Source organism: Burkholderia sp. Bp9099, assembly GCF_003857805.1.
Classification (GTDB): domain Bacteria; phylum Pseudomonadota; class Gammaproteobacteria; order Burkholderiales; family Burkholderiaceae; genus Burkholderia.
In genome coordinates, this window is record NZ_QTPU01000024.1 from 42,470 (window position 1) to 67,232 (window position 24,763).

General features: G+C 68.3%; 23 protein-coding genes. 6 read left to right on the top strand and 17 right to left on the bottom strand.

Annotated elements, in window-relative coordinates:
* Positions 1-57: 57 nt before the first annotated feature.
* From dapA to DIE17_RS26345, 8 genes are all read right to left on the bottom strand, one after another.
* Entirely contained in the window at positions 58-963 is a 906-nt protein-coding gene (dapA, locus tag DIE17_RS26310; protein WP_044847991.1) for a 4-hydroxy-tetrahydrodipicolinate synthase, read from the bottom strand.
* A 47-nt stretch (positions 964-1,010) separates the two neighbouring features.
* Positions 1,011-1,613, bottom strand: coding sequence for a bifunctional 2-polyprenyl-6-hydroxyphenol methylase/3-demethylubiquinol 3-O-methyltransferase UbiG (locus DIE17_RS26315; RefSeq protein ID WP_124522129.1), 603 nt, complete (start codon positions 1,611-1,613; stop codon positions 1,011-1,013).
* Between the two features lie 9 nt (positions 1,614-1,622).
* Entirely contained in the window at positions 1,623-2,825 is a 1,203-nt protein-coding gene (locus DIE17_RS26320) for a tryptophan--tRNA ligase (RefSeq protein WP_044847993.1), read from the bottom strand.
* An 8-nt stretch (positions 2,826-2,833) separates the two neighbouring features.
* Complete coding sequence (locus DIE17_RS26325) at positions 2,834-3,496, bottom strand: site-2 protease family protein (protein WP_044847994.1); 663 nt, start codon at positions 3,494-3,496, stop codon at positions 2,834-2,836.
* A 45-nt stretch (positions 3,497-3,541) separates the two neighbouring features.
* The gene (locus tag DIE17_RS26330) at positions 3,542-4,174 is read right to left on the bottom strand and encodes an L-threonylcarbamoyladenylate synthase (RefSeq protein WP_124522131.1); all 633 of its coding nucleotides are present in this window, start codon (positions 4,172-4,174) and stop codon (positions 3,542-3,544) included.
* A 79-nt stretch (positions 4,175-4,253) separates the two neighbouring features.
* Positions 4,254-5,084, bottom strand: a complete 831-nt coding sequence (locus DIE17_RS26335) for a 3',5'-nucleoside bisphosphate phosphatase (RefSeq protein WP_124488296.1) — start codon at positions 5,082-5,084, stop codon at positions 4,254-4,256.
* Between the two features lie 82 nt (positions 5,085-5,166).
* The gene (locus DIE17_RS26340) at positions 5,167-6,057 is read right to left on the bottom strand and encodes an alpha/beta fold hydrolase (protein WP_124522133.1); all 891 of its coding nucleotides are present in this window, start codon (positions 6,055-6,057) and stop codon (positions 5,167-5,169) included.
* 208 nt (positions 6,058-6,265) lie between these two features.
* Positions 6,266-7,123, bottom strand: a complete 858-nt coding sequence (locus DIE17_RS26345) for a ferritin-like domain-containing protein (protein ID WP_124488298.1) — start codon at positions 7,121-7,123, stop codon at positions 6,266-6,268.
* A 144-nt stretch (positions 7,124-7,267) separates the two neighbouring features.
* Between DIE17_RS26345 and DIE17_RS26350 the strand changes: the two genes are divergently transcribed.
* The 3 genes from DIE17_RS26350 to DIE17_RS26360 all read left to right on the top strand — a co-directional run bounded on the left by DIE17_RS26350 (position 7,268) and on the right by DIE17_RS26360 (position 9,265).
* Complete coding sequence (locus tag DIE17_RS26350) at positions 7,268-7,792, top strand: gamma carbonic anhydrase family protein (RefSeq protein ID WP_057925213.1); 525 nt, start codon at positions 7,268-7,270, stop codon at positions 7,790-7,792.
* Positions 7,793-7,817: 25 nt separating this feature from the next.
* Positions 7,818-8,768, top strand: a complete 951-nt coding sequence (gene hslO, locus DIE17_RS26355) for an Hsp33 family molecular chaperone HslO (protein ID WP_124488299.1) — start codon at positions 7,818-7,820, stop codon at positions 8,766-8,768.
* Positions 8,769-8,905: 137 nt separating this feature from the next.
* Complete coding sequence (locus tag DIE17_RS26360) at positions 8,906-9,265, top strand: hypothetical protein (protein ID WP_124522135.1); 360 nt, start codon at positions 8,906-8,908, stop codon at positions 9,263-9,265.
* Positions 9,266-9,359: 94 nt separating this feature from the next.
* Here DIE17_RS26360 and ftsB read toward each other — a convergent pair whose 3' ends face one another.
* From ftsB to DIE17_RS26405, 9 genes are all read right to left on the bottom strand, one after another.
* The gene (gene ftsB, locus DIE17_RS26365) at positions 9,360-9,785 is read right to left on the bottom strand and encodes a cell division protein FtsB (RefSeq protein ID WP_044848176.1); all 426 of its coding nucleotides are present in this window, start codon (positions 9,783-9,785) and stop codon (positions 9,360-9,362) included.
* A gap of 82 nt (positions 9,786-9,867) precedes the next feature.
* On the bottom strand, positions 9,868-11,151 hold the full coding sequence (gene eno / locus DIE17_RS26370; RefSeq protein WP_011885396.1) for a phosphopyruvate hydratase: 1,284 nt from the start codon (positions 11,149-11,151) through the stop codon (positions 9,868-9,870).
* 106 nt (positions 11,152-11,257) lie between these two features.
* Positions 11,258-12,112 carry a 3-deoxy-8-phosphooctulonate synthase gene (gene kdsA, locus DIE17_RS26375; RefSeq protein WP_124522137.1) on the bottom strand — a complete coding sequence of 285 codons (855 nt, stop codon included), beginning with the start codon at positions 12,110-12,112 and terminating at the stop codon, positions 11,258-11,260.
* Positions 12,113-12,115: 3 nt separating this feature from the next.
* On the bottom strand, positions 12,116-13,768 hold the full coding sequence (locus DIE17_RS26380) for a CTP synthase (RefSeq protein WP_124488302.1): 1,653 nt from the start codon (positions 13,766-13,768) through the stop codon (positions 12,116-12,118).
* 175 nt (positions 13,769-13,943) lie between these two features.
* Positions 13,944-14,789: an alpha/beta fold hydrolase gene (locus tag DIE17_RS26385; RefSeq protein ID WP_124522139.1), complete on the bottom strand. Its 846-nt coding sequence runs from the start codon at positions 14,787-14,789 to the stop codon at positions 13,944-13,946.
* 281 nt (positions 14,790-15,070) lie between these two features.
* Positions 15,071-17,578, bottom strand: coding sequence for a DNA internalization-related competence protein ComEC/Rec2 (locus DIE17_RS26390; protein WP_124522141.1), 2,508 nt, complete (start codon positions 17,576-17,578; stop codon positions 15,071-15,073).
* Between the two features lie 57 nt (positions 17,579-17,635).
* The gene (locus tag DIE17_RS26395; RefSeq protein ID WP_044848181.1) at positions 17,636-18,424 is read right to left on the bottom strand and encodes a TatD family hydrolase; all 789 of its coding nucleotides are present in this window, start codon (positions 18,422-18,424) and stop codon (positions 17,636-17,638) included.
* Positions 18,425-18,488: 64 nt separating this feature from the next.
* Complete coding sequence (gene lolD, locus DIE17_RS26400) at positions 18,489-19,247, bottom strand: lipoprotein-releasing ABC transporter ATP-binding protein LolD (RefSeq protein WP_081051465.1); 759 nt, start codon at positions 19,245-19,247, stop codon at positions 18,489-18,491.
* Positions 19,240-20,493: a lipoprotein-releasing ABC transporter permease subunit gene (locus DIE17_RS26405; RefSeq protein ID WP_044848183.1), complete on the bottom strand. Its 1,254-nt coding sequence runs from the start codon at positions 20,491-20,493 to the stop codon at positions 19,240-19,242. The genes lolD and DIE17_RS26405 overlap by 8 nt, the downstream gene beginning before the upstream one ends.
* A 146-nt stretch (positions 20,494-20,639) precedes the next feature.
* Between DIE17_RS26405 and DIE17_RS26410 the strand changes: the two genes are divergently transcribed.
* The 3 genes from DIE17_RS26410 (at position 20,640) to prfB (ending at position 24,710) form a co-directional block, all read left to right on the top strand.
* Positions 20,640-21,716: a regulator gene (locus DIE17_RS26410; protein ID WP_185500419.1), complete on the top strand. Its 1,077-nt coding sequence runs from the start codon at positions 20,640-20,642 to the stop codon at positions 21,714-21,716.
* A 10-nt stretch (positions 21,717-21,726) separates the two neighbouring features.
* A complete protein-coding gene (gene recJ / locus DIE17_RS26415) occupies positions 21,727-23,424 on the top strand; it encodes a single-stranded-DNA-specific exonuclease RecJ (RefSeq protein ID WP_124522147.1) in 1,698 nt (565 codons plus the stop codon).
* 181 nt (positions 23,425-23,605) lie between these two features.
* Positions 23,606-24,710 (top strand): peptide chain release factor 2 gene (gene prfB / locus DIE17_RS26420; RefSeq protein ID WP_124488306.1). Its coding sequence is split into 2 segments (ribosomal slippage): positions 23,606-23,686 and positions 23,688-24,710, totalling 1,104 coding nucleotides; the frame shifts between segments, so codons are not numbered across the junction.
* Positions 24,711-24,763: the final 53 nt, after the last annotated feature.

Consider the following 24,763-nt stretch of genomic DNA (forward strand, 5'->3'; position numbering starts at 1 on the left):
CCGGTGCGGGTTGATGAGGGGTCGAGCCGGCGGCCGCAGGACGCGGCCGCCTGAGCCTCAGGCGAGGACGCCGGCCTCGACGAGGGCCGAACGTACGACATCGTGGCAGCGCTCGTCGAGCGGCGTAAGCGGCAGGCGGATGCCGCCCTGCATCTTGCCCATCGCCTGCAGCGCCCACTTCACCGGAATCGGGTTTGCCTCGATGAACAGGTTCTTGTGCAGCGACAGCAGCTTCATGTGCAGCTCGCGCGCCGTTGCGACGTCGCCAGCCAGCGCCGCACGGCACAGGTCGCTCATCGCGCGCGGCGCGACGTTCGCCGTCACCGAGATGTTGCCGTGGCCGCCGAGCAGCATCAGCGCGATCGCGGTCGGATCGTCGCCGCTGTAGATCGCGAAATGCTTCGGCGCGGCCTTGATCAGGTGCGCGGCGCGATCGATGTTGCCGGTCGCTTCCTTCACGCCGATGATGCCCGGCACCTGCGCGAGGCGCAGCGTCGTCTCGTGCGCCATGTCCGCGACGGTGCGGCCCGGCACGTTGTACAGGATCACCGGCAGGTCGACCGCTTCGGCGATCGCCTTGAAGTGCCGGTACATCCCTTCCTGCGTGGGCTTGTTGTAGTACGGCACGACCTGCAGCGTCGCGTCGGCGCCGACGGCCTTCGCGTGCTTCGTCAGTTCGATCGCCTCGGCGGTCGAATTGCCGCCTGCGCCCGCGATGATCGGGATGCGCTTCGCCGCATGCTCGACCGCCGTGCGGATCATCAGGATGTGCTCTTCGACGTTGAGCGTTGCCGACTCGCCGCTCGTGCCGACCACGACGAGTGCGTCGGTGCCTTCCGCGATGTGCCAGTCGATCAGTTTGCGAAACGCCGGCAGGTCGAGACTGCCGTCTTCGAGCATCGGGGTGACGATCGCGGGGATGCTGCCGCGGATTTGAATGCCGTCTTGGGTGCCGTTAGCCATGAAACGCGATTGATTGATGTACCGGTAAACGTTGAGATTGTAGCGGATTAGCCGGGCAGTTCGTAACGTGGAATTCCCGCCCCCGCCGTCGGGGTCGCGCCCTCGCGTACCGCGCAGATGCGCTGCACGAACGCCTCGCGCGGCGCGGCGACGAATCCGTCCTCGTACGCGACCACCCGCAGGCGGCCGCGCACCGCGTCCAGCAGCTCGCCCGGGGCGAGCAGGAACGCGGGATTGGACGGTTTGCCGACCGTTTCGTTTCCTTGCGCGAAGGTTTCGTAGATCAGCACGCCGCCCGGCGCCACCGCATCAAGCAGATGGGGCCAGAGCGGACGATGCAAATAATGGGTGACGATCACCGCCGCGAACGACGCGCCGGCCGGCAGCGGCCAGGGCGCGCCCTCGAGATCGGCGTCGCGCGCGTCGACGCCGGGAATCGCGCGCAATGCGGCCAGCGCGGCCGGATCGCGGTCGAGCGCGACGACCGGATGCCCGTGCGACGCAAACCAGCGCGCATGGCGGCCGCCGCCCGCGGCGACATCGAGCACCGCGCCGCCCGCCGGGACGAGCCGCGACCACCGGCTGACCCAGCGCGACGGCTCGGTCTGGGCGACGTGGCCGCCCGCGGCGGCAATGACGGGTTCGCGCATGCCGTCAGGTCAGGTGTACGACAGGCCCATCGCCTCGCGCACGTCGCGCATCGTCTCGACCGCGTGCTTGCGCGCCTTGTCGCAGCCGTCCGCGACGATCGCGCGCAGCAGCGACGGATCGTCCATGTACTTCTGTGCGCGCTCGAGCATCGGCTGCTGTTCGCGCAGGATCCCTTCGACGACCGGCTGCTTGCAGTCGAGGCAGCCGATACCCGCCGAGCGGCAGCCGCTCTGCACCCACTGGTGCGTCGCTTCGTCCGTATAGACCTGATGCAGCTGCCACACCGGGCACTTGTCGGGATCACCCGGATCGGTGCGGCGCACGCGCGCCGGATCGGTCGGCATCGTGCGGACCTTCTTCGTGATCGTCTCCGCGTCCTCGCGCAGGCCGATCGTGTTGCCGTACGACTTCGACATCTTCTGGCCGTCGAGGCCCGGCATCCGCGACGCTTCGGTCAAAAGCGCCTGCGGCTCGACCAGGATGATCTTGCGCGCGCCTTCGAGATAGCCGAACAGGCGCTCGCGGTCGCTCATCGACAGGCTTTGCGACTCCTGCAGCATCGCACGCGCCTGTTCGAGCGCCTCGTCGTCGCCCTCCTGCTGGTACGCGTTGCGCAGTTCGTGATAGAGCTTCGCGCGCTTGCCGCCGAGCTTCTTCGCGGCCTCGAGCGCCTTCTCCTCGAAGCCCGGCTCGCGGCCGTACAGGTAGTTGAAGCGGCGCGCGATCTCGCGCGTCATCTCGACGTGCGGCACCTGGTCTTCACCGACCGGCACGAGCGAGCCGCGATACAGCAGGATATCGGCCGCCATCAGCACCGGGTAGCCGAGGAAGCCGTAGGTCGACAGGTCCTTGTCCTTCAGCTTCTCCATCTGCTCCTTGTAGGTCGGCACGCGTTCGAGCCAGCCGAGCGGCGTGCTCATGCCGAGCAGCAGCGCGAGCTCCGCATGCTCGGGCACCTTGCTCTGGATGAACAGCGTCGCCTGCGCCGGATCGATGCCGGACGCGAGCCAGTCGATCAGCACGTCCCACACGTTCTTCTCGATGACCTCGGGCGTTTCGTAGTGCGTCGTCAGCGCATGCCAGTCGACCACGCAGAAGAAGCACGGGTACTCGGACTGCAGCTTCACCCAGTTTTTCAGCACGCCGTGGTAGTGGCCGAGGTGCAGCGACCCGGTGGGTCGCATGCCGGAGAAAATACGATCTGGGAACATGATTGTCGTTAGAAAAGCGAGGCGAAGGGAGACAGGATGGCGCTCAGCACGCCGGCCGCGGCGTTCACGAGCGGGCGCAGCCAGAAATTCGTCAGCACGCCCGTCGTGACCAGCACGAGGACGATGATGAAACCGTACGGCTCGATGCGCGACAGCGCGATCGATTGCTTCGGCGGCAGCAGTGCCGCAAGGATACGGCCGCCGTCAAGCGGCGGCAGCGGAAACAGGTTCAGCACGCCGAGCACCAGGTTCGCGCTGACGCCCGCATAGGCCATCCGCGTGAAGAACGGCTCGTCGATGCCGGCCGCGGGCAGCACGATGGTCAGCACGCCCCAGACCAGCGCCTGCACGAAGTTGCAGGCCGGACCCGCGAGCGCAACCCACAGGCTGCCCCAGCGCGGATCGCGCAGGTTGCCGAACGATACCGGTACCGGCTTCGCATAGCCGAACAGGAAAGCGCCGCCGGTCAGGAAATACATCACGAGCGGAATCGCGATCGTGCCGAGCGGATCGATGTGGCGCATCGGGTTGAACGACACGCGCCCCATCATGTAGGCGGTGTTGTCGCCGAGCAGGCGCGCGGCATAGCCGTGCGCAGCCTCGTGCAGCGTGATCGCGAAGATCACGGGCAGCGCGTAGACGGCGATGGTCTGAATCAGGGAAGCGTCCATATCGCGTTATTGTAACAAGCGCACTCGCGCAAAAATGAATGGCGCTTACGCGGCCGACAGCCCGAACGGTTCGAGCGCGCCGCGCCCCGCGCGCACGAGCTGCGGCGCGTCGCCCGTCAGGTCGATCACCGTCGACGGCTCGCGCGGACACGCGCCGCCGTCGATCACGAGATCGACCTGCTTCTCGAGCCGCGCGCGGATGTCGTCGGGATCGTTCAGCGGCTCGTCGTCCGGCGGCAGGATCAGCGTCGTGCCGAGCAGCGGCTGGCCCAGCGACTCGAGCAGCGCGAGCGTGATCGCGTGATCGGGCACGCGCAGCCCGATCGTCTTGCGCGACGGATGCGACAGCCGGCGCGGCACTTCCTTGGTTGCCTGCAGGATGAACACGTACGGGCCCGGCGTCACCGACTTGATCTGCCGGTACTGACGGTTGTCCACCATCGCGAAGTTGGCCAGTTCCGACAGGTCGCGCACGAGCAGCGACAGGTGCTGCTTCTCGTCGAGGCCGCGGATGCGGCGCACGCGCTCGACCGCGTCCTTGTCGTCGAGGTGGCACGCGAGCGCGTAGCTCGAATCGGTCGGCATTGCGATCACGCCGCCCTTGCTGACGATGTCCGCGGCCTGCTTGATCAGGCGCGGCTGCGGATTATCCGGATGAATCCTGAAGAACTGGGACATGGGGACACGTAAAGAGGGAGAAGTCGGATGCGCGCCTCGCCGGCAGCGCGAACGGCGAACGGCAAGCGGCCGCGACGCGTCAGAGCCAGCGCTCCCAGACCGGTTTCAGGTCGGGCGGCAACGGCGGCAGGCTGCCGAGTTCGACGCGGCCCTCGCCCGGCGCATGGAAATCCGAACCGCGCGACACCTCGAAGCCGAAGCGGCGCGCGACGTCCGCGTATTCGCGGTATTGGTCGGGCGTGTGGCTGCCCGTGATGACCTCGATCGCCCGGCCGCCGAGATCGATGAATTCGCCGAAGAATGCGTCGAATTCGACCGGCGTATAGCGGTAGCGGCCCGGGTGTGCGACCACGGCCTCCCCGCCCGCCGCGCGAATCCATGCGACGGCGTCGGACAGCGTCGCCCAGCGGTGCGGAACGAACCCCGGCTTGCCGTCGCCGAGCAGGCGGTCGAACACGTCGGACGTCGATGCGGCATGGCCGTTCTCGACCAGGAAACGCGCGAAGTGGGTGCGCGAGATCAGGTCGGGATTCGACACGTACTTCAGCGCGCCTTCGTACGCGCCGGGGATGCCGAGCGTCTCGAGCTGCGCGGCGATCGCCCGCGCACGGGCCGCACGGCCGTGGCGCGTGCGGTACAGGCCGTCGACGAGCGCCGGGTTCGACGGATCGATGTGCAGCCCGACGATGTGCACGGTGCGCGACGCCCACGTGACCGAAATCTCGACGCCGCTCAGGTAGCGCATGCCGAGCGCTTCCGCCTCGCTGCGCGCCGCCGCCTGGCCGCCGATCTCGTCGTGGTCGGTCAGCGCCCACAGGGTCACGCCGCCGGCATGGGCGCGGCGCGCGACGTCGGCAGGCGACAGCAACCCGTCGGAAACATTCGAATGGCAGTGGAGATCAGCGTTCATTGTCGGTATGGCAGGTGAAGCTTCATTCTACTGCAATGCGGCAAATGCGCCGCCCGCCTGCCCCGCCGCTGCCGCCGCCGGCCTATGCGCAGAACGCCTCGATCAGCGCCGCGACCTGCTCCGGCTGGTCGTGATGGACCATGTGGCCGGCATCCTCGACGAGCTTTTCGCGCCAGTCGGGGAACGCGCCGAAGCGCGCCTTGAACTCGGGCAGCGGGATGTCGCCCGCGATGTAGGCGAGCGTCGGCGAATTGATGGCCTCGACGTGCAGCACCTTCGCGCGCACCTGCTTCCAGACGGCCATCACCTCGTCGAGCCGGTACAACTGCGGGCCCGCCATCTTGTGCGCGGGGTCCGCCAGCAGGTGATACAGGCCGTCGTCGTCGCGCTTCGACCAGTGCGCGGCGAGGAACGCCGCGCGGCGCGGATCGAGCCGCGGATTGGTCTTGGTCAGCCGGGCCGCCACGTCGTCGAGCGACGCGTACGGGCGCAGCGCCGGGGGCTCGCGCAGCTCGTCGAGCCAGCCGCGCAGCCGGCGCGGCGCCTGCTCGGCCCGTGCGGGGGCGAGCCCGAACCCTTCGAGGTCGACCACGCGCCGCACGCGCTCCGGCCGCGCGCCCGCGTACAGGCACACGACGTTCGCCCCCATGCTGTGCCCGACCAGGTTGACTTCGCCGGTCGGCGCATAGTGATCGACCAGCGCGTCGAGATCGCCCAGGTACTCGTGGAACCAGTAATGACCGCCGCCCTGCCGCGCGACCGGCCAGTCGGACAGGCCGAAGCCGCGCGCATCCGGCGCGATCACCTGCCAGTCGCCCGCGAGCGCGTCGACGACGAACTGGAACGATGCCGCGACGTCCATCCAGCCGTGCAGCATGAACAGCGTCGGCGCATCGGGCCGGCCCCAGCGCCGCACATGCAGCTTGACGCCGCGGACGGTGACGAAATCGGAAACAGAACTCGAGGCATTCATTGCAGTCGCCAAAAAAAGAATGGTCGTTCGATTATAGCGATGGCACTTCCGTTCCGGCGCCCGGCAGTCGAGGCTGCGCTCTAGCGACGGTGAGCCGACGGTACGTGTCCGGCGCATCGGCTGCCACGGAAATGCCGCCGAGCGGCCCGTGTGGCCAGCCGGCGGCAGCGTTCGCCCGCCCGTCTGGAGCCGGCGGCGCCCGCTCGCCCTAACCCGCCGCCGGGCCGTCCGGCACGTCCTGCGCGGCGAGTTCGTCCAGCTCCGCCTGCTCGAATCCCGCGGTGCGGCGCGCGTCGAAATTGAACGGGCCGCGCAGCCGCGGCGCATGGTACTGCTCGGCAAGCTCGCGGTAGGTGGGAACCGGATCGCGGCCGGCGGCGTCGCACAAGTGCCGGAACCAGCGGTTCCCGATCGCGACATGGCCGATCTCGTCGCGCAGGATCACGTCGAGGATCGCCGCGGACGCGTCGTCGCCCGCCTGCACGAGCCGCGCACGGATCGGCGGCGACGCGTCGAGCCCGCGCGCCTCGAGGGTGCGCGGCACGAGCGCCATCCGCGCGAGCACATCGGCCTTGGTCCGCTCGCACATCTCCCACAGCCCGTTGTGCGCGGGGAAATCGCCGTACGCATGCCCGAACCCGGCCAGCCGGTCGGACAGCAGCGTGAAGTGATAGGCCTCCTCGGCCGCGACCTTCAGCCAGTCCGCGTAGAACGCGTCGGGCATGCCGGCGAAGCGCCACACGGCGTCGAGTGCGAGGTTGATCGCGTTGAATTCGATATGCGCGAGCGCGTGCAGCAACACCGCGCGCCCCGCGGGCGAGCGCATGCTGCGGCGCTCGAGCTGGCGCGGCTCGACGAGCGGCGGGCGCGCCGGACGGCCGGGCAGGTCGGCCGGCTCGTCCAGGCCGAGCGCCGGCGCGATCGCGGCCCGTCCGGCCAGCAGCGCGTCATACAGCGCACGGACCTGCGAGGCCTTCGCGGCCGGCTCGGAGATCCGCAGCGCGTCGAGTGCGGCGCGGCGCACGCAACGCGGCGCCGCGGTAAGGGAAGAAGGCTGCATGCTCATCAAACGGGGGCACCATCCGCGCGCATCGCGGGAGCGCAGGCACGCGACGGTTTACAATAAGCGTTTGTGCCGTCACGCAACGCGCCCGGCACGCCAGACGCGCCATTCTACCGGCGCCCATCATCGAAGAGACCAGGAGACTCCGTGACGATCTACAAACTGGGCGAGACGGCCCCGACGATCCACGAAAGCGTATTCGTCGCCGATACGGCGGCCATCATCGGCAAGGTCGTGCTGGAGGAAAACGCGAGCGTCTGGTTCGGCGCGACGATTCGCGGCGACAACGAGACGATCACGGTCGGCACCGGCAGCAATGTCCAGGAAGGCGCGGTCCTGCATACGGACCCCGGCTTTCCGCTGACGATTGCCGAAAACGTGACGATCGGGCACCAGGCGATGCTGCACGGGTGCACGATCGGCGAGGGTTCGCTGATCGGGATTCAGGCGGTGGTCTTGAATGGAGCGGTGATCGGCCGCAACTGTCTGGTCGGTGCCGGCGCGGTCGTGACGGAAGGCAAGACGTTCCCGGACAATTCGCTGATTCTCGGCGCCCCGGCGAAAGTCGTGCGCGAGCTGTCGGCAGACGACATCGCGCGGCTGCGCGCAAATGCGAAGACGTACGTCGAGCGGCGTGCGCATTTCAAGGAGCAACTCGTGCGGATCGGCTGATTCGCGCGGATTTCAAGGAAGAAGAGTGAGCGACCAGTTACAGAAATTCATGTTCAATTCGGCACCCGTGCGCGGCGAGATCGTGTCGCTGCGCAACACGTGGCAAGAGGTGCTTTCCCGCCGTGACTACCCTGCCCCGGTGCGCACGGTGCTCGGCGAGATGATGGCCGCGTGTGCGCTGCTGTCGGCGAACCTGAAATTTCACGGCACCCTGATCATGCAGATCTTCGGCGACGGGCCGGTCCAGATGCTGGTCGTCCAGTGCGGCTCGGACCTGTCGATGCGCGCCACGGCCAAGTTCGCCGGCGACGCGGCGCAGACGATCGGCGACGACATGCACTTCGCGTCGCTCGTCAACGCCAGCGGTCACGGCCGCTGCGTGATCACGCTCGACCCGGCCGAGAAGCTGCCGGGCCAGCAGCCGTACCAGGGCATCGTGCCGCTGAACGGCGTCGACGGCCCGCTCGAATCGGTGTCGCAGGTGCTCGAGCACTACATGCACCACTCGGAGCAGCTCGACACGCGGCTGTGGCTCGCGGCCGATCGCGACCGCGCGGTCGGCATGCTGCTGCAGAAGCTGCCGGGCGACGGCGGCATCGTGCCGCGCAACGCCGAGACCGACGCCGACACCTGGGAGCGCGTCTGCACGCTCGGCGGCACGCTGTCCGCCAAGGAGTTGCTCGAGGTCGAACCGGAAGTCGTGTTCCGCCGGCTGTTCTGGCAGGAAAACGTGCAGCACTTCGACCCGGCCGGGACGCGTTTCCAGTGCTCGTGCTCGCGCGAGAAGGTCGGCGCGATGCTGCGCATGCTCGGCCGCGACGAAGTCGACAGCGTGATCGTCGAGCGCGGTCACGTCGAGATCCACTGCGAGTTCTGCAACCAGCGCTACGAATTCGATCCCGTCGACGTCGCGCAGTTGTTCGCCGCGCCGGAACTCGCGACCGGCATCACGCCCGCGACCGACCAGCGTCACTGAGCGAGCCGCGCGTCCGTGCCCGCGATGCGGGCGCGGGCGCATAATGACGCACGAGCGTCGCCCGTACGGCTCACGCGCCGCAGGTTCCGCCTTCGGCGCAAGCCGCTTTGCACTGCGGCGCGCTGCTGGAGAAACTCATGAATCGCCCGTTCCGCACTCTCGTCCTGGCCAGTGTCGCAGCCGGCACGCTGGCCCTCGCCGGCTGCGCGGTGCAGCCGCCTACGTCGACGATCCTGAGCCGCCTGCCCGAGCCAGGCGCGTCGGGCGGCCGGCCGCCCGCCCTGTCGAGCGCGGAGCGCAAACGCTACGACGAGATCGACCGGCAGGTGCTGCGCGAGCAGAACGACGCGATGGCGGCCGAGGCCGCCGCGCGCGCGTGGTCCTATTACTCGCCGCCACCCGTGACCGTCTACGGCGGCTATTACGGCGGTGGTTGGGGCAACCGGTGGGGCACCGGCATCGGCTATGGCTACGGTTACCCGGGCTGGTGGTGGTGACGCGACATCGCGTCGACCGACCCGATTGACGACTGACAGGAAATAAAAAAGCGCGGCATTTCCCGCGCTTTTTCAATGGTTCGGACTCCCGCGCTCAGTGATGCGCGGCCTTGCCCTTCTCGCCGCCGTGATGCCGCGACGGTTTCGCGATCGACTGCGGGTTCGGCACGACACGCACGGGTGCCGCGGACACGGTACCGCGCGTCGACGTGCTCGACGGCGTGTTGTTCAGCGGGCTGGCCGGCGCGTTCGGCGATACGAACTGCACGAACACTTCGCCATCCTTCACCATGCCCATCTCGTAGCGCGCGCGCTCCTCGATGGCCGCAGTACCGCCCTGCAGATCCTGCACTTCGCCCGCGATCCGTTCATTGCGCAGCTTCTCGTCCGCGTTCTTCTGCAGCTGATCGCCGAGCTGCTGGCGCAATTCGTGCACCCGCAACCAGCCGCCGTGTCCCCACCATAGGGGGTACTGAATGAGCGCCAGCAAGGCAATCAGGACGACAGTGACAAGCCGCATGTAAGAGACGCAGATATAAGAAGCGCCGCTCCGCGCGACATGCACAGAGCGGCGTCGAGATGACGAACCCGATAGTAGCGCGTTAGCGCAGGTTATAGAAAGCCGATTTGCCCGGGTAGCTCGCGATGTCGCCGAGATCTTCCTCGATGCGCAGCAGCTGGTTGTACTTCGAGATGCGGTCGCTGCGCGACAGCGAACCCGTCTTGATCTGACCGGCGTTCAGGCCGACCGCGATGTCCGCGATCGTCGAATCTTCCGTTTCGCCCGAGCGGTGCGAGATCACGGCCGTGTAGCCCGCGCGCTTCGCCATTTCGATTGCCGCGAACGTTTCGGTCAGCGTACCGATCTGGTTGATCTTGATGAGGATCGAGTTCGCGATGCCCTTCTCGATGCCTTCCTTCAGGATGCGCGTGTTCGTGACGAACAGGTCGTCGCCGACGAGCTGCACCTTCTTGCCGAGGCGCTCGGTCAGCAGCTTCCAGCCGTCCCAGTCGCCTTCGTGCATGCCGTCTTCGATCGACACGATCGGGAACTTGTCGGCGAGCGTCGCGAGGTAGTCGGTGAATTCGGCCGACGACAGTTGCAGGCCTTCGCCCGCGAGCTGGTACTTGCCGTCGTGGTAGAACTCGGAGGCCGCGCAGTCGAGCGCGAGCAGCACGTCTTCGCCCGCACGGTAGCCGGCCTTCTCGATCGCCTGCAGGATCGTCGACAGGCACTCGTCGTTGCTGCCGAAGTTCGGCGCGAAGCCGCCTTCGTCGCCGACTGCCGTGCTCATGCCGCGGTCGCTCAGGATCTTCTTCAGTGCGTGGAACACTTCCGCGCCGCAACGCAGGGCTTCACGGAACGTCGGCTGGCTCACCGGGACGATCATGAATTCCTGGATGTCGAGGCTGTTGTTCGCGTGCGCGCCGCCGTTGACGATGTTCATCATCGGGACCGGCAGCTGCATCGCACCCGAGCCGCCGAAGTAGCGGTACAGCGGCAGGCCGGCTTCTTCAGCCGCTGCCTTCGCGACGGCCATCGACACGGCCAGCATCGCGTTCGCGCCGAGGCGCGACTTGTTGTCGGTGCCGTCCAGCTCGAGCAGCGTCTTGTCGAGGAACGCCTGTTCCGACGCGTCGAGGCCCATGATGGCTTCGGAGATTTCGGTGTTGATGTGCTCGACCGCTTTCAGCACGCCCTTGCCGTTGTAGCGGCCGGCTTCGCCGTCGCGCAGTTCGATCGCTTCACGCGAGCCGGTGGACGCGCCCGACGGCACCGCCGCGCGGCCCATCGTGCCCGATTCGAGCAGCACGTCGCATTCGACGGTGGGGTTGCCGCGCGAATCCAGAATCTCGCGGCCGATGATATCTACGATTGCACTCATGGGTTTCCTCTGAGAATGACGATGGATTCTTCAAACTGCGACGGCATGCGCGCCGACATTGCTTACGCTACTGACGCGCGAAGCCGTCGCATGGTTCATTCGATCTTTAGTTGAAATCGTTTTCCAGGAACGGATTGCGCTTCACCGCCTGGTCGAGCGTGACGAGGGTCTCCAGCAGCGCGCCCATCCGGTTCAGCGGCACCGCGTTCGGGCCGTCCGACTTCGCTTCGGCCGGATTCGGATGCGTTTCCATGAAGAGGCCCGCGACACCCGTCGCGACCGCCGCACGCGCGAGCACCGGAACGAATTCGCGCTGGCCGCCCGAGCTCGTGCCCTGCCCGCCCGGCAGCTGCACCGAGTGGGTCGCATCGAACACGACCGGCGCGTGCGTCTCGCGCATGATCGCGAGCGAGCGCATGTCCGACACGAGGTTGTTGTAGCCGAACGAGACGCCGCGCTCGCACGCCATGAAGCGGTCTTCCGACAGCCCCGCTTCACGCGCCGCGTCGCGCGCCTTGTCGATCACGTTCTTCATGTCGTGCGGCGCGAGGAACTGGCCCTTCTTGATGTTGACGGGCTTGCCCGAGCGTGCGCACGCGTGGATGAAGTCGGTCTGGCGGCACAGGAACGCGGGCGTCTGCAGCACGTCGACGACCGACGCGACCTGCTCGATCTCCTCGATCGAATGCACGTCGGTCAGCACCGGCAGGCTGAGCTGGCGCTTCACCTCGCCGAGGATCCGCAGGCCCTCGTCCATTCCGAGGCCGCGAAACGACTTGCCCGAGCTGCGATTCGCCTTGTCGTAGGACGACTTGTAGATGAACGGGACGTTCAGCTTCTCGCAGATCTCCTTCAGGCGGCCCGCCGTGTCGATCGTCATCTGCTCCGATTCGACGACGCAGGTACCCGCGATCAGGAAGAAAGGCTGGTCGAGACCGACCTCGAAATCGCACAGCTTCATGCTTTACACTCCGCGCGCTTGCTTGTTGGCGAGCGCGGCTTCGACGAACGACTTGAAGAGGGGATGACCGTCACGCGGCGTGGACGTGAATTCCGGGTGGAACTGGACGCCGACGAACCACGGGTGCATCGAGCGCGGCAGCTCCATCATTTCCGGCAGATCCTCGCTCGGGGTACGGGCGCTGATGATAAGGCCGCCGGCTTCGAGCTGGGGCACGAAGCGGTTATTGACTTCATAACGGTGGCGATGGCGCTCGTTCACGTCCTTGCCATAGATCTCTTCGGCCATCGTGCCGGGCTTGATCGGGCAGCGTTGCGAGCCGAGGCGCATCGTGCCGCCGAGATCGGATTCCTCGGTGCGCGTCTCGACCTTGCCTTCGCGGTCGTGCCACTCGGTGATCAGCGCGACCACGCGTTCCGGCGTTTCCGGATCGAATTCCGTGCTGTTCGCCTGCTTCAGGCCGACGACGTCGCGCGCGAATTCGATCACCGCGAGCTGCATGCCGAGACAGATGCCGAGGTACGGCACCTTTGCCTCGCGCGCATAGCGGATCGCCGCGATCTTGCCTTCCGTGCCGCGACGGCCGAAACCGCCCGGCACCAGCACGGCGTCGAGATGCTTCAGGCTGTCGACACCGTTCGTCTCGATCTCTTCCGAGTCGATGTACTCGATGTTGACCTTGGTCGACGTGTGCAGCGATGCGTGGCGCAGCGCCTCGATCAGCGACTTGTACGACTCGGTCAGATCGACGTACTTGCCGACCATGCCGATCGTCACTTCGTGTTTCGGGTTTTCCAGCTTCTCGACGAGTTCCGACCACATGCTCAGGTCGGCGTCCTTCGGCGACAGCTTCAGCTCTTCGCAGATGATCCGGTCGAGGCCCTGGTCGTGCAGCATCTGCGGAATCTTGTAGATGCTGTCGGCGTCCCACACCGAGATCACGGCGTCTTCCGGCACGTTCGAGAACATCGAGATCTTCTTCGATTCGTCGTCCGGGATGCGGCGGTCCGCACGGCACAGCAGCACGTGCGGCAGGATGCCGATCTCGCGCAGCTTCTGCACGCTGTGCTGGGTCGGCTTCGTCTTCAGTTCGCCGGCCGTCGCGACGTACGGCACGAGCGTCAGGTGCACGAAGCACGCGCTATTGCGGCCGAGGCGCAGGCTCATCTGGCGCGCGGCCTCGAGGAACGGCAGCGACTCGATGTCGCCGACCGTGCCGCCGATCTCGACGATCGCGACGTCCGGTTCGCCGCAGGTGGCCGATGCCGCCCCGCGCTCGATGAACGCCTGGATTTCGTTCGTGATGTGCGGAATCACCTGCACGGTCTTGCCGAGATAGTCGCCGCGGCGTTCCTTGCGGATCACCGATTCGTAGATCTGGCCGGTCGTGAAGTTGTTGGCCTTGCGCATCTTCGTGCTGATGAAGCGCTCGTAGTGGCCGAGGTCGAGGTCGGTCTCCGCTCCGTCTTCCGTCACGAACACTTCGCCGTGCTGGAACGGGCTCATCGTGCCGGGGTCGACGTTGATGTAGGGATCGAGTTTGAGGAGGGTGACTTTCAGACCGCGCGATTCGAGGATCGCGGCGAGAGAGGCGGCGGCAATACCCTTGCCGAGGGAAGAAACTACGCCGCCGGTGACGAAAACATATTTGGTCATCGCTGGATGCTCGCGGGAAAAACGGATTATACCGTAAAGCCCGCCCTTCTCTCAGCAATTGACGCGATGATCCCGCCCTTTCGTGCTGTGCCGCGCCAGCCGTGCGCGCCGGGGCGAACCGGCCGGCCGGACGGTGCAACCGCGCACGCCGGACGCGGAGCACCGGACCAAGGCGTCAGGCGCTGTTCGCGAGCGCTGCGCTGTCGCGCGGCACGCCGCCCTCCGCCGTTTTCAGCGAATTCAGCATCCGCTGCAATGCGCGGGCCGTCTCGATCGGCCGCTCCATCGGGAACAGGTGGCTGCCCTCGATCCATTCGATGCGCCCGCGCGTGGCGCGGCGCGTCGCCTCGAGCCCGACCTGCCGCACCTCGCGCGAGCGCGTGCCGGCGAGAAAGCCGAGCGGCACCGGCGCGCCGTGCGCGAGCCGCGGGCCGAGCGTGTGCGGCAGCGTCCGGTAGATCAGGTATTCGACCTGCCGGTCGAATGCGAGCGCGCGTTCGCCGTCGGCGCCCGCCTGCGGGATGCCGTGGTCGATGTAGTCCGACAGCATCCGCTCGTCCCAGCGCGCGAACGCGGGTTTCTCGTGAAAGTGCCGCCAGGCTTCGTCGCGGCTCGCCCAGCGCGTGCGCCGGTTGCGCGTCGCGGCCGCCGGCGACAGCCGCTCGTCGAGCCCGGCCCACTGGCTCGCCCGCAGCGCGCCGGCGCGCCATCCCGCGATGATCGGTGAATCGATCATCACCACGCCGCGCACCCAGTGCGGTTTTTTCAGCGCGGCCATCAGCGACAGGTAGCCGCCGAGCGAATGGCCGACGAGCCAGACCGGGCGCTCGTAGCGGCTGCCGATGTCGTCGAGCAGCTGCTCGACGAGATGCGGCCAGTCGCGTGTCACCGGGTAGCGGCGGTCGTGGCCGATGCGCTCGATGTAACGCAGGTCGTAGTCGTCTGCCAGCTCGGCGAAGATCGTCCGGTACGTCGAGGCCGGAAAACCGTTCGCGTGCGAGAAGTGGAGGATGTCCTTCAAACGCCAATGTCTCCTTTGTCGACGGGAGTTGGCGCTTTAGCGCTTACTCCCGTCCCATGCTTCGCGGTCGACGGGAGTTGGCGCTTCAGCGCCTACTCCTGTCCCATGCTTCGCGGTCGACCGGAGCTGGCGCTTCAGCGCCTACTCCCGTCCCATGCTTCGCGGTCGACCGGAGTTGGTGCTTTAGCACTTACTCCCGCCCCATGCTTCGCGATCGGCGGGCTCCGCTGCTCCAGCACGTGTCCGGTCTCTTCGTTCCTGCTGCGCGCCATCACACCAACTCACCGGTCCATCCAGTACCGTCGCTGCGCATCGCGATAACGCTCGAACGCAAAACCGCCGTCCGCCGGCGCGACGTCGAACCGCACGGCCCCGTCGCGATCGGTGCGTGGCAGCGGAATCCCGCGCGCCTCGTAGCGCGCGAGGACCGTCCGGTGCGGATGCCCGAAGCGATTGCGATAGCCTACAGGAAATACCGCGACGCGCGGCCCGACCGAATCGAGGAAAGGCTCGACCGACGACGTGCGGCTGCCATGGTGCGGCACGACGAGGATCTGTGCGGCCAGCGCGTCGCGCGCATCGGCCACCAGGCGGCGCTCGGCGCGCGCCTCGATGTCGCCCGTCAGCAGGGCCGACGTGCCCACCGCGTCGATGCGCAGCACGCACGATTGTTCGTTCGACGGACCGGCCCCCTCCATGCGCGGCGGCCACAGCATCGTGAACACGACACCGTCCCAGCTCCACCGCTGCCCGGCCGCGCAAGGCAACCGATCGGTCACGCCGGCCGCCTGCGCGTCGCGCCACAGCCGGTGCCGCGGCGCGATGCCGGCAAGCAGCTGACGCACCTCGACCGCCGCATAGACGGCCGCCGCGCCGCCCGCGTGATCGGCGTCCGCATGACTGAGCACGAGCGTATCGACGGTCCGGATTCCGCGCGAGCGCAACGACGGCGCAACGATCCGCTGGCCGGCATGGGTCGACTCCGGCCCCGGCCCCGCATCGAACAGCAAGGTCCGGCGCGCGGTCTCGACCAGCACCGACGCGCCCTGCCCGACGTCGAGCACGGTCAGCCGGAAGCCGCCCGGCGGCGGTTTATCCGGCGCCGGCACAAGCAGCGGCAGCCACGTGATCGGCGCGGCCCAGCGCAGCGGCCAGCCGCGCGGCATCAACACCCATGCGACGCCGATGCACGCCAGCATCAACACCGGCCAGTCGGGCATGCGCAGCCAGAATACGCCGGCCGGCCAGTCGGCGAGATGCCCCAGCAGCGCCATCATCGGTTCGAGCGCCGCATGCGCGAGCCGGAACGCATAGCCGTCCAACGGCGCGGGCAACCCGATACCGGCGAGCACGACCGGCGTCACGACGGCACTGACCCACGGGATCGCGAACGCATTGCCGAACGGGCCGGATACCGAGATCTGCGCGAACCACGCTGCCGTCAGCGGCGCGAGGCCGATCGTCACCGCGTACTGCACGCGCGTGGCCTCCGCGATTCGGCGCCCGGTACGCGCGCACCCTGCTCGCAGCCACCTCCAGCGGTCGACCGCGGCGGTGCCATCCCCCGCACCGTCGCCGCTGTCGCGCCTGTCGCCCCCGTCGAATTCGCGCACCGCGCGCCAGCCCGCGACCGCCATCAGGATCACCGCGACCGCGCCGAACGACAGCCAGAACCCGGCGGACAACACGGCCCACGGATCGGCGAGCAGCACGCCGCCGAGCGCCGCGCACAGCACCGTGGACGTCGGCACGCTGCGTCCGGCCAGATAGGCGGCCGCACCGGCCGCGATCATCCACCATGCGCGCTGCGCCGGCACGTTGAAGCCGGCGAGCGCCGCATAGCCGGCGGCTGCCGTCAGCGCGGCAACCGAAGCCACGTAAGGCGCGGGAATCATCAGCGCCGCCGCACGTCCTCGCCAGCGCAGACGCCGCCAGACGATCGATGCGATCCCGCCGGCGAGCGCGCCGACGAGCCCGACGTGCAGCCCGGAGATCGCGACCAGATGACTCGTGCCCGTATTGCGCAGCACGCGCCACGCGTCGTCGCCGATGCCGGATTGATCGCCGACCGCGAGCGCGGTCACGATGCCGTGATGGCGCGCGCCGCTGCCGAGCGCATCGCCGATACGGGCACGCAGCGCGTCGCGCAGCCGATCGATCGACGCGCGCCATCCCGACGCACGCGCGTCGAGCAGTTCCGCCCGCTCGGGCGCGACCACATAGCCGATCGCGCGAATGCCCGCGGCGAGCCATGCCGCCTCGCTGTCTCGCACGCCGGGATTCGCCTCGGCATGCGGACGCTTCAGGCGCACGACGAGGCGCCAGCGCTGCGCGGCGCGCAAATCGGGCATCGCGTCGCGTGCTCCGGGCGCGCCGTACGTGCGCCACGACAACCGGATCACGGGAGGAAACCGGGCCAGCGCCGCATCGTTCGATTCGACGGCAAACAGCAGTCGCGCACCGGTGTCGTCGATCACCGGCAACCCGCGGATCACGCCCGTGACGACGATGTTGCGCCCTTCCCGCTCGACGGGCAGGCTGTCACGCAGCCGCCATTCGGCGCGCGCGGCCGCATAGCCGAATCCGATCGCACCGGCGGCGTACCCGCACAGCACCCACCGGAGCGCGACGATCGCGCGGGTTCGACGGCGCCGCGCACACCATGCGAGCAGCGCGCCGCAACCGGCCAGCACCGCCGCCCCGCCTGCCCAGCCGCCCGCGCCCGGCAACGCCGCCTGCCGCTGCAGCACGACGACGCCGAGCGCGAACGCGATCCACCACACGCGCATCGCGCCTCCTCGTCGACCTGGCGCTGCCGCTGTCGAGACGGCGCCTTCCGGCAACGATTATGCGGACGAAAGGGCGAGTCGCGGCAGCGCGGCGAGCGCGTTAGCCGTTGTGGATAGGGACAGCGCGTGCGCGTCGATCCCGCGTAGCTCGGCGAGCACGGCACCGATGCGCGGCACCTGGTCGGGCGCATTGCGGGACTTGTACGCCCATTCGGGCGCGATGTCGGGCGCGTCGGTCTCGACGACGATCGCGTCGAGCGGCAACTGCGCGGCGAGCCGGCGGATCTGCAACGCGCGTCCGAACGTCACGTTGCCGCCGAAACCGAGATGCAGCCCCTGTGCGAGATACGCGTCGGCCTGCTGGAAACTGCCGTTGAACGCATGCGCGATGCCGCGCCGCACGCCGAAGCGGCGCAGCCCGGCGAGCACGCGGTCCTGCGACTTGCGCACGTGGCACAGCACCGGCAGGTCGAATTCCCGCGCGAGCTTGAGCTGCCCTTGGTAGAAGAATTGCTGCCGCGCTTCGTCGAGCCCCGGCACGAAGTAGTCGAGCCCGATCTCGCCGATCGCGACGAAGCGCGGATCGTCGAGGCTCGCCTCGATCTCCATGCGCAGCCGGTCGAGATCCTCGTCGCGTGCGTGCGGCGTATACATCGGGTGGATGCCGAGCGCATAGACCGCGCCCGGCGTGCGCTGCGCCAGTTCGCGCACGGTCGTGAAGTTGTCGCGCCCGATGCTCGGAATCACGATGCGCGACACGCCGGCCGCACGCGCCGCCTGCGTGACCGCGTCGCGGTCGGCGTCGAATTCGGCGGCATCGAGATGGCAATGCGTATCGATCCACATGGCGGCTTTCCTGCGCCCCGCCGCAACGCCGGGACTCGTCCGGCGGCACGGCGGAGGCGTTCGTTCACACCGGCAGCGCCGGCTCCTCGTGCAGCACGCCGTCGCGCAGGCGCATGATGCGGTCGCAGCGCGCGGCGAGCTCGGGATCGTGCGTGACGATCACGAAGCTCGTTTCGAGCGTCTCGGACAATTCGAGCATCAGGTTGAACACGGTATCGGCCGTCGTGCCGTCGAGGTTGCCGGTCGGCTCGTCGGCGAGCACGCAGGCCGGCTTCGTCACCAGCGCGCGCGCGATCGCGACGCGCTGCCGCTCGCCGCCCGACAGCTCGCCCGGCCGGTGCTTCGCACGCGGGCCGAGACCGACACGTTCGAGCATCGCCTGTGCCTGCGCGCGCGCGTCCTCGGTCGTCATCCGGCGGATGCGCAGCGGCATCGCGACGTTGTCGAGCGCGGTGAATTCCGGCAGCAGGTGATGGAACTGGTAGACGAAGCCGAGCGCGCGGTTGCGCAGCTCGTTGCGCTCGCGCTCGGCGAGCTGCGTAAACGGCTTGCCGAGCAGCGACACTTCGCCCGCGCTCGGTTCGTCGAGGCCGCCCAGCACGTGCAGCAGCGTGCTCTTGCCGGAGCCCGACGCGCCGACGACCGCCAGCTTCTCGCCGCGCCGCACCGTCAGCTCGGTGTTGTTGAGCACCTGCACGTTGAAGCCGCCCTGCACGAACGCCTTCGTGATCCCGCGCGCCTGAAGCACGTATTCCTGCATACCTGCCGAGTCCTGTCTGATGGGTTGTCGTGAATCCGCGAATGCGGTCGCGCGATCATTCATAGCGCAGCGCCTCCGCCGGCTTCACCTTCGCGCCGCGCCAGCTCGGATAGAGCGTCGCGACGGCCGACAGCACGAACGCGATCAGGCCGATCTTGATGACGTCGCCCGCGACGAGCTCGGACGGCAGCTCGCTGATGAAGTACACCGACGGCGGCAGGAACTGCACGCCGAACAGGTGCTCGATCATCGGGATCAGCCACGGAATGCTCCACGCGATCAGGCAGCCGAGCGCGACGCCCGATGCGGTGCCGACGAAGCCGATCGTCACGCCCTGCACGACGAAGATCTTCATGATCGAGCCCGGCTGCGCGCCGAGCGTGCGCAGGATCGCGATGTCGGCCTGCTTGTTGGTCACCGTCATCACGAGCGACGACACGAGGTTGAACGCTGCCACCGCGATGATCAGCGTGAGGATGATGAACATCATCCGCTTCTCGATCTGCACGGCCGAGAACCAGGTCTTGTTCTGCTGGGTCCAGTCGCGGATGTACAGGCTGCCCGACAGCGTATGCGACAGCTCGACCGCGACCTGCGGCGCCTTCTGCATGTCGGTGAGCCGCAGCCGCACGCCGGTCGGCGCGGCCATCCGGAACAGCGCCTCCGCGTCGCGGATGTTGATCATCGCGAGCGTGCTGTCGTATTCGTAGTGGCCCGACTCGAACACGCCGACGACCGTGAACTGCTTGAGCCGCGGCATCATCCCGGCCGGCGTGATCGTGCCTTCGGGAGCGACGAGCGTGACCTTGTCGCCGACCGTCACGCCGAGGTTGCCGGCGAGCGCGTCGCCGAGCACGATGCCGAACTGGCCGGGCACGAGCGCGGCGAGCTGGCCCGCCTTCATGTCCTTGCCGATGTCCGACACCTGCGGTTCGAGCGACGGCTCGACGCCGCGCAGCATCACGCCGCTCACCGCGTCCTGGCGCGTGAGCAGCGCCTGCGCGTCGACGTACGGCGCCGCGCCCGTCACCGACGGATTGCGGCGCGCTTCCTGCGCGGTCAGTTGCCAGTCGGGCATCGAGCCGGTCGGCGAGAACACCTCGACGTGCGCGAGCACCGACAGCATGCGGTCGCGCACTTCCTTCTGGAAGCCGTTCATCACGGACAGCACGACGATCAGCGCCGCGACGCCGAGCGCGATCCCGAGCATCGACACGAGCGCGATGAAGGAAATGAAGCCGTTGCCGGTCGTGCGTTTGCCGGCGCGCGTGTAGCGCCAGCCGATCTGCCATTCGTACGGAAGTTTCAAGCGAATCCTTTCTGCTGGTTACGGCGGGGATGGCGGCCCGAGGCCGGAGCGCCGCCCGGGGCGCGGTCGAAAAAAGCGGTCGCCGGACGCAATCGGGCCCAATCGGACCGTCAGCCGGCCCGATCACGCGCGCAGTTTGCCATACAATGCGCACCATCATGCACGACCGACGCCTCCATTTTCTCGTTCCGTTCGCGCTGCCGTCGGCGGCCGATGCGGCCTCGTCCCTGCACACGCTGGACAGCCCCGCGCTCGAAAAGTTGCTCGCCCGCGCGAGCCTCGTCGAGCGCGTGGCCGGCGAGGACTTCCAGCGCACGCTGCCGCACGAGCGCTGGCTGGCCCGCCGGTTCGGCGCGACCCAGGGCAACGCCGCCGACGAGGCACCGCTCGCGCCCTACATGCTGCTGGCGGACGGCGGCGACCCGGGCACCCAGGCCTGGGCATGCGTCGAGCCGGTTCACGTCGAAATCGCGCACGATCACCTCGTGCTCGTCGACCCGGCGAGCCTCGCGCTCGACGACGGCGACGCCGCCGCGTTGCTGGCGGTCGCGCGCCCGCTGATCGAGGAGCTCGGCGTGCGACTGGAAGCGCCGCATCCGGCGCGCTGGTACCTGTCCAGCGAGCAGCTCGCCCGCCTCGCCGGCGCCGCGCCGCTGCGCGCCAGCGGCCGCAACATCGAGATCTGGTTGCCGCACGAGGCGCACACCGGCGAACGCTCGCGGATGTGGATGAAGCTGCAGAACGAAGTGCAGATGGCGTGGTTCCAGCATCCGGTCAACGAAGCGCGCGAAGCGCGCGGGTTGCCCGCCGTCAATTCGATCTGGTTCCACGCGCAGGGCACGCTGAAGCCGGTCGGCAAGCCGTTCGCGCGCGTGCTGTCCGTGTCGCCCGCCGCGCTCGGCCTCGCGCGCGCGGCGCAGGCCGAGGCCGGCGCCGTGCCGGCCGCATTCGGCGCACTACCCGCCGCCGCCGGCGCGACGCTCGTCGAGCTGCCCACGCTGTCCGCCCCGTTCATCGAACAGGACTGGGCACGCTGGCACGACGCGCTCGCCGCGCTCGAGCGCGACTGGTTCGCGCCCGCCCTCGCCGCGCTGCAGAACGGCGAGCTGGCCGGCGTCGACTTCACGCTGTGCGGCGACACCAGCTCCGTGACGCTGCAAGCGACGCGCGGCGACCTGCGCAAGTTCTGGCGCCGCCGCGCGCTGGCATCCCTGTTCGAATAACCCGACCTGTATGACCCGGATCGTTACCCGCCCCGTCGCGCCCGCCGACGCCGAAGCGCTCGCGCGCCACGGCCTGCATCCCGTCCTCGCGCGCCTGTACGCGTCGCGCGGCGTGCAGTCCCCGACCGACATCGAGACGGCGCTCGCGCGCCTCGTGCCGCCCACCGAACTGAAAGGCTGCGCGGACGCCGCGGCGCTGCTCGCCGACGCGATCGCCGACCAGCGGCGCCTGCTGGTCGTCGCCGACTACGACTGCGACGGCGCGACCGCCAGCGCGGTCGCGGTGCGCGGCCTGCGGATGTTCGGCGCGCAAATCGACTACCTGGTGCCGAACCGCTTCGAATACGGCTACGGGCTCACGCCCGAGATCGTCGAACTCGCGGCCGCGCGCAAGCCCGACCTGCTGATCACCGTCGACAACGGGATCGCGAGCGTCGCGGGCGTCGAGGCCGCGAACGCACGCGGCATCGACGTGCTCGTGACCGACCACCACCTGCCCGGCGACGCGCTGCCCGCCGCACGCGCGATCGTCAACCCGAACCAGCCCGGCTGCGCGTTCCCGAGCAAGCACATCGCCGGCGTCGGCGTGATGTTCTACGTGCTGCTCGCGCTGCGCGCCGAGCTGCGCCGCCGCGGCGCATTCGCGAGCAAGGAGACCGAACCGCGTCTCGACGGGCTGCTCGACCTCGTCGCGCTTGGCACCGTCGCCGACGTGGTGCGGCTCGACGGCAACAACCGCGTGCTCGTCGCACAGGGGCTGCAGCGCATCCGCAACGGCCGCATGCAGCCGGGTATCGCCGCGCTGTTCCGCGCCGCCGGCCGCGAGGCGCGCACCGCATCGGGCTTCGACCTCGGCTTCGGCCTCGGCCCGCGCCTGAACGCTGCGGGGCGGCTCTCGGACATGTCGCTCGGCATCGAGTGCCTGATCACCGACGACATCGGCCGCGCGTGGGACCTCGCGCAGCAGCTCGACGTGATGAACCGCGAGCGCCGCGAGATCGAGGCCGGCATGCAGCAGCAGGCGCTCGCCGATCTCGCCGACGTCGATCCGGCCGACGCATGCACGATCACGCTGTTCAATCCCGAGTGGCACCAGGGCGTGATCGGCATCGTCGCCGGACGGCTCAAGGAGAAATTCCACCGCCCGTCGTTCACGTTCGCGCATGCGGACGAGGCCGGCACGCGGGTCAAGGGTTCGGGCCGCTCGATTCCCGGCTTCCACCTGCGCGATGCGCTCGACCTCGTGTCGAAGCGCGAGCCCGACCTGATCGTCGCGTTCGGCGGCCACGCGATGGCGGCCGGTCTCACGCTCGACACCGACAACGTGCCGCGCTTCGCGGCCGCGTTCGAGGCCGTCGCGCGCGAATGGCTGTCCGACGACGCGCTGGCGCGCGTGATCGAGACCGACGGCGAACTCGAGGAAGCGTATTTCACGCCGCAGTTCGTCGGGTTGCTCGACGAAGCCGTCTGGGGCCAGGGCTTTCCGGCCCCGCTTTTCTCCGGCGAATTCGACGTCGTGTCGCAGTCGCTCGTGAAGGAAAAGCACCTGAAGCTGCAACTGGCGCGCGGCCGCCAGCGCTTCAACGCGATCTGGTTCAACCACACCGAGCCGCTGCCGGCGAGCGCGCTGATCGCGTACCGCCTCGTGGCCGACACGTGGAACGGCGTGACGCGCGTCCAGCTGATCGTCGAACACGCGGCCGGCTGAGCGCCGACCGGCCGGCCACCCGGCCCGCGGCGCCCGCGGGCCATGTGCGAACCATGCGGACCACATGCGCGCCGCGCCGGACGGGGCCGCGGCGCGCGCGCAAGCACACTCCGCGTCACCGGGAAACCCTGCCGATCGGCTATAATTCCGCTTTTTTACGAAGCAAGAACAGCGAACGATCATGGAAGCGGAACGTCTCAACGCGATCGAAAGCTCCCTGCTCGACCTGCGCAACCGCGCGGGCGAGCTTCGGGGGTATCTTTGACTACGACGCCAAAGCTGCGCGTCTGACCGAAGTCAACAAGGAACTCGAGGACCCGAACGTCTGGAACGATTCGAAGAACGCCCAGGCGCTCGGCCGCGAGAAAAAGCTGCTCGAAGGCGTCGTCACGACGCTGACGGCGCTCGATAGCGACCTGCGCGATGCGCTCGACCTGTTCGAGCTCGCACGCGAGGAAGGCGACGAAGACACCCTCGTCGCATCGGAAGACGACGCGAAGAAGCTCGAAGCACGCGTCGGCGACATCGAGTTCCGCCGGATGTTCTCGAACCCGGCCGACCCGAACAACTGCTTCATCGACATCCAGGCCGGCGCCGGCGGCACCGAGGCGTGCGACTGGGCATCGATGCTGCTGCGCCAGTACCTGCGCTACTGCGAACGCAAGGGCTTCAAGGCCGAGGTGCTCGAAGAGTCCGACGGCGACGTCGCCGGCATCAAGAACGCGACGGTCAAGGTCACGGGCGAATACGCATACGGCTTCCTGCGCACCGAAACGGGCATCCATCGCCTCGTGCGCAAGTCGCCGTTCGACTCGTCGGGCGGCCGTCACACGTCGTTCTCGTCGGTGTTCGTCTATCCGGAAATCGACGATTCGATCGAAGTCGAGATCAACCCGGCCGACCTGCGCATCGACACGTACCGCGCATCGGGCGCGGGCGGCCAGCACATCAACAAGACCGACTCCGCGGTGCGGATCACGCACATGCCGACCGGTATCGTCGTGCAGTGCCAGAACGACCGCTCGCAGCACCGCAACCGCGCCGAAGCAATGGCGATGCTGAAATCGCGCCTGTACGAAGTCGAAATGCGCAAGCGCCAGGCCGAACAGGACAAGCTCGAATCGAGCAAGACCGATGTGGGCTGGGGCCACCAGATCCGTTCGTACGTGCTCGACCAGAGCCGCGTGAAGGACCTGCGCACGAACGTCGAAATGAGCAACACGAGAGCCGTCCTCGACGGCGATCTCGACGACTTCATCAGCGCGAGCCTCAAACAGGGCGTGTAAGCGCCGCGGCGCGGCCCCTCCGGTCGCGCCGCCCTTCCCGTTGCGTTGCCGCA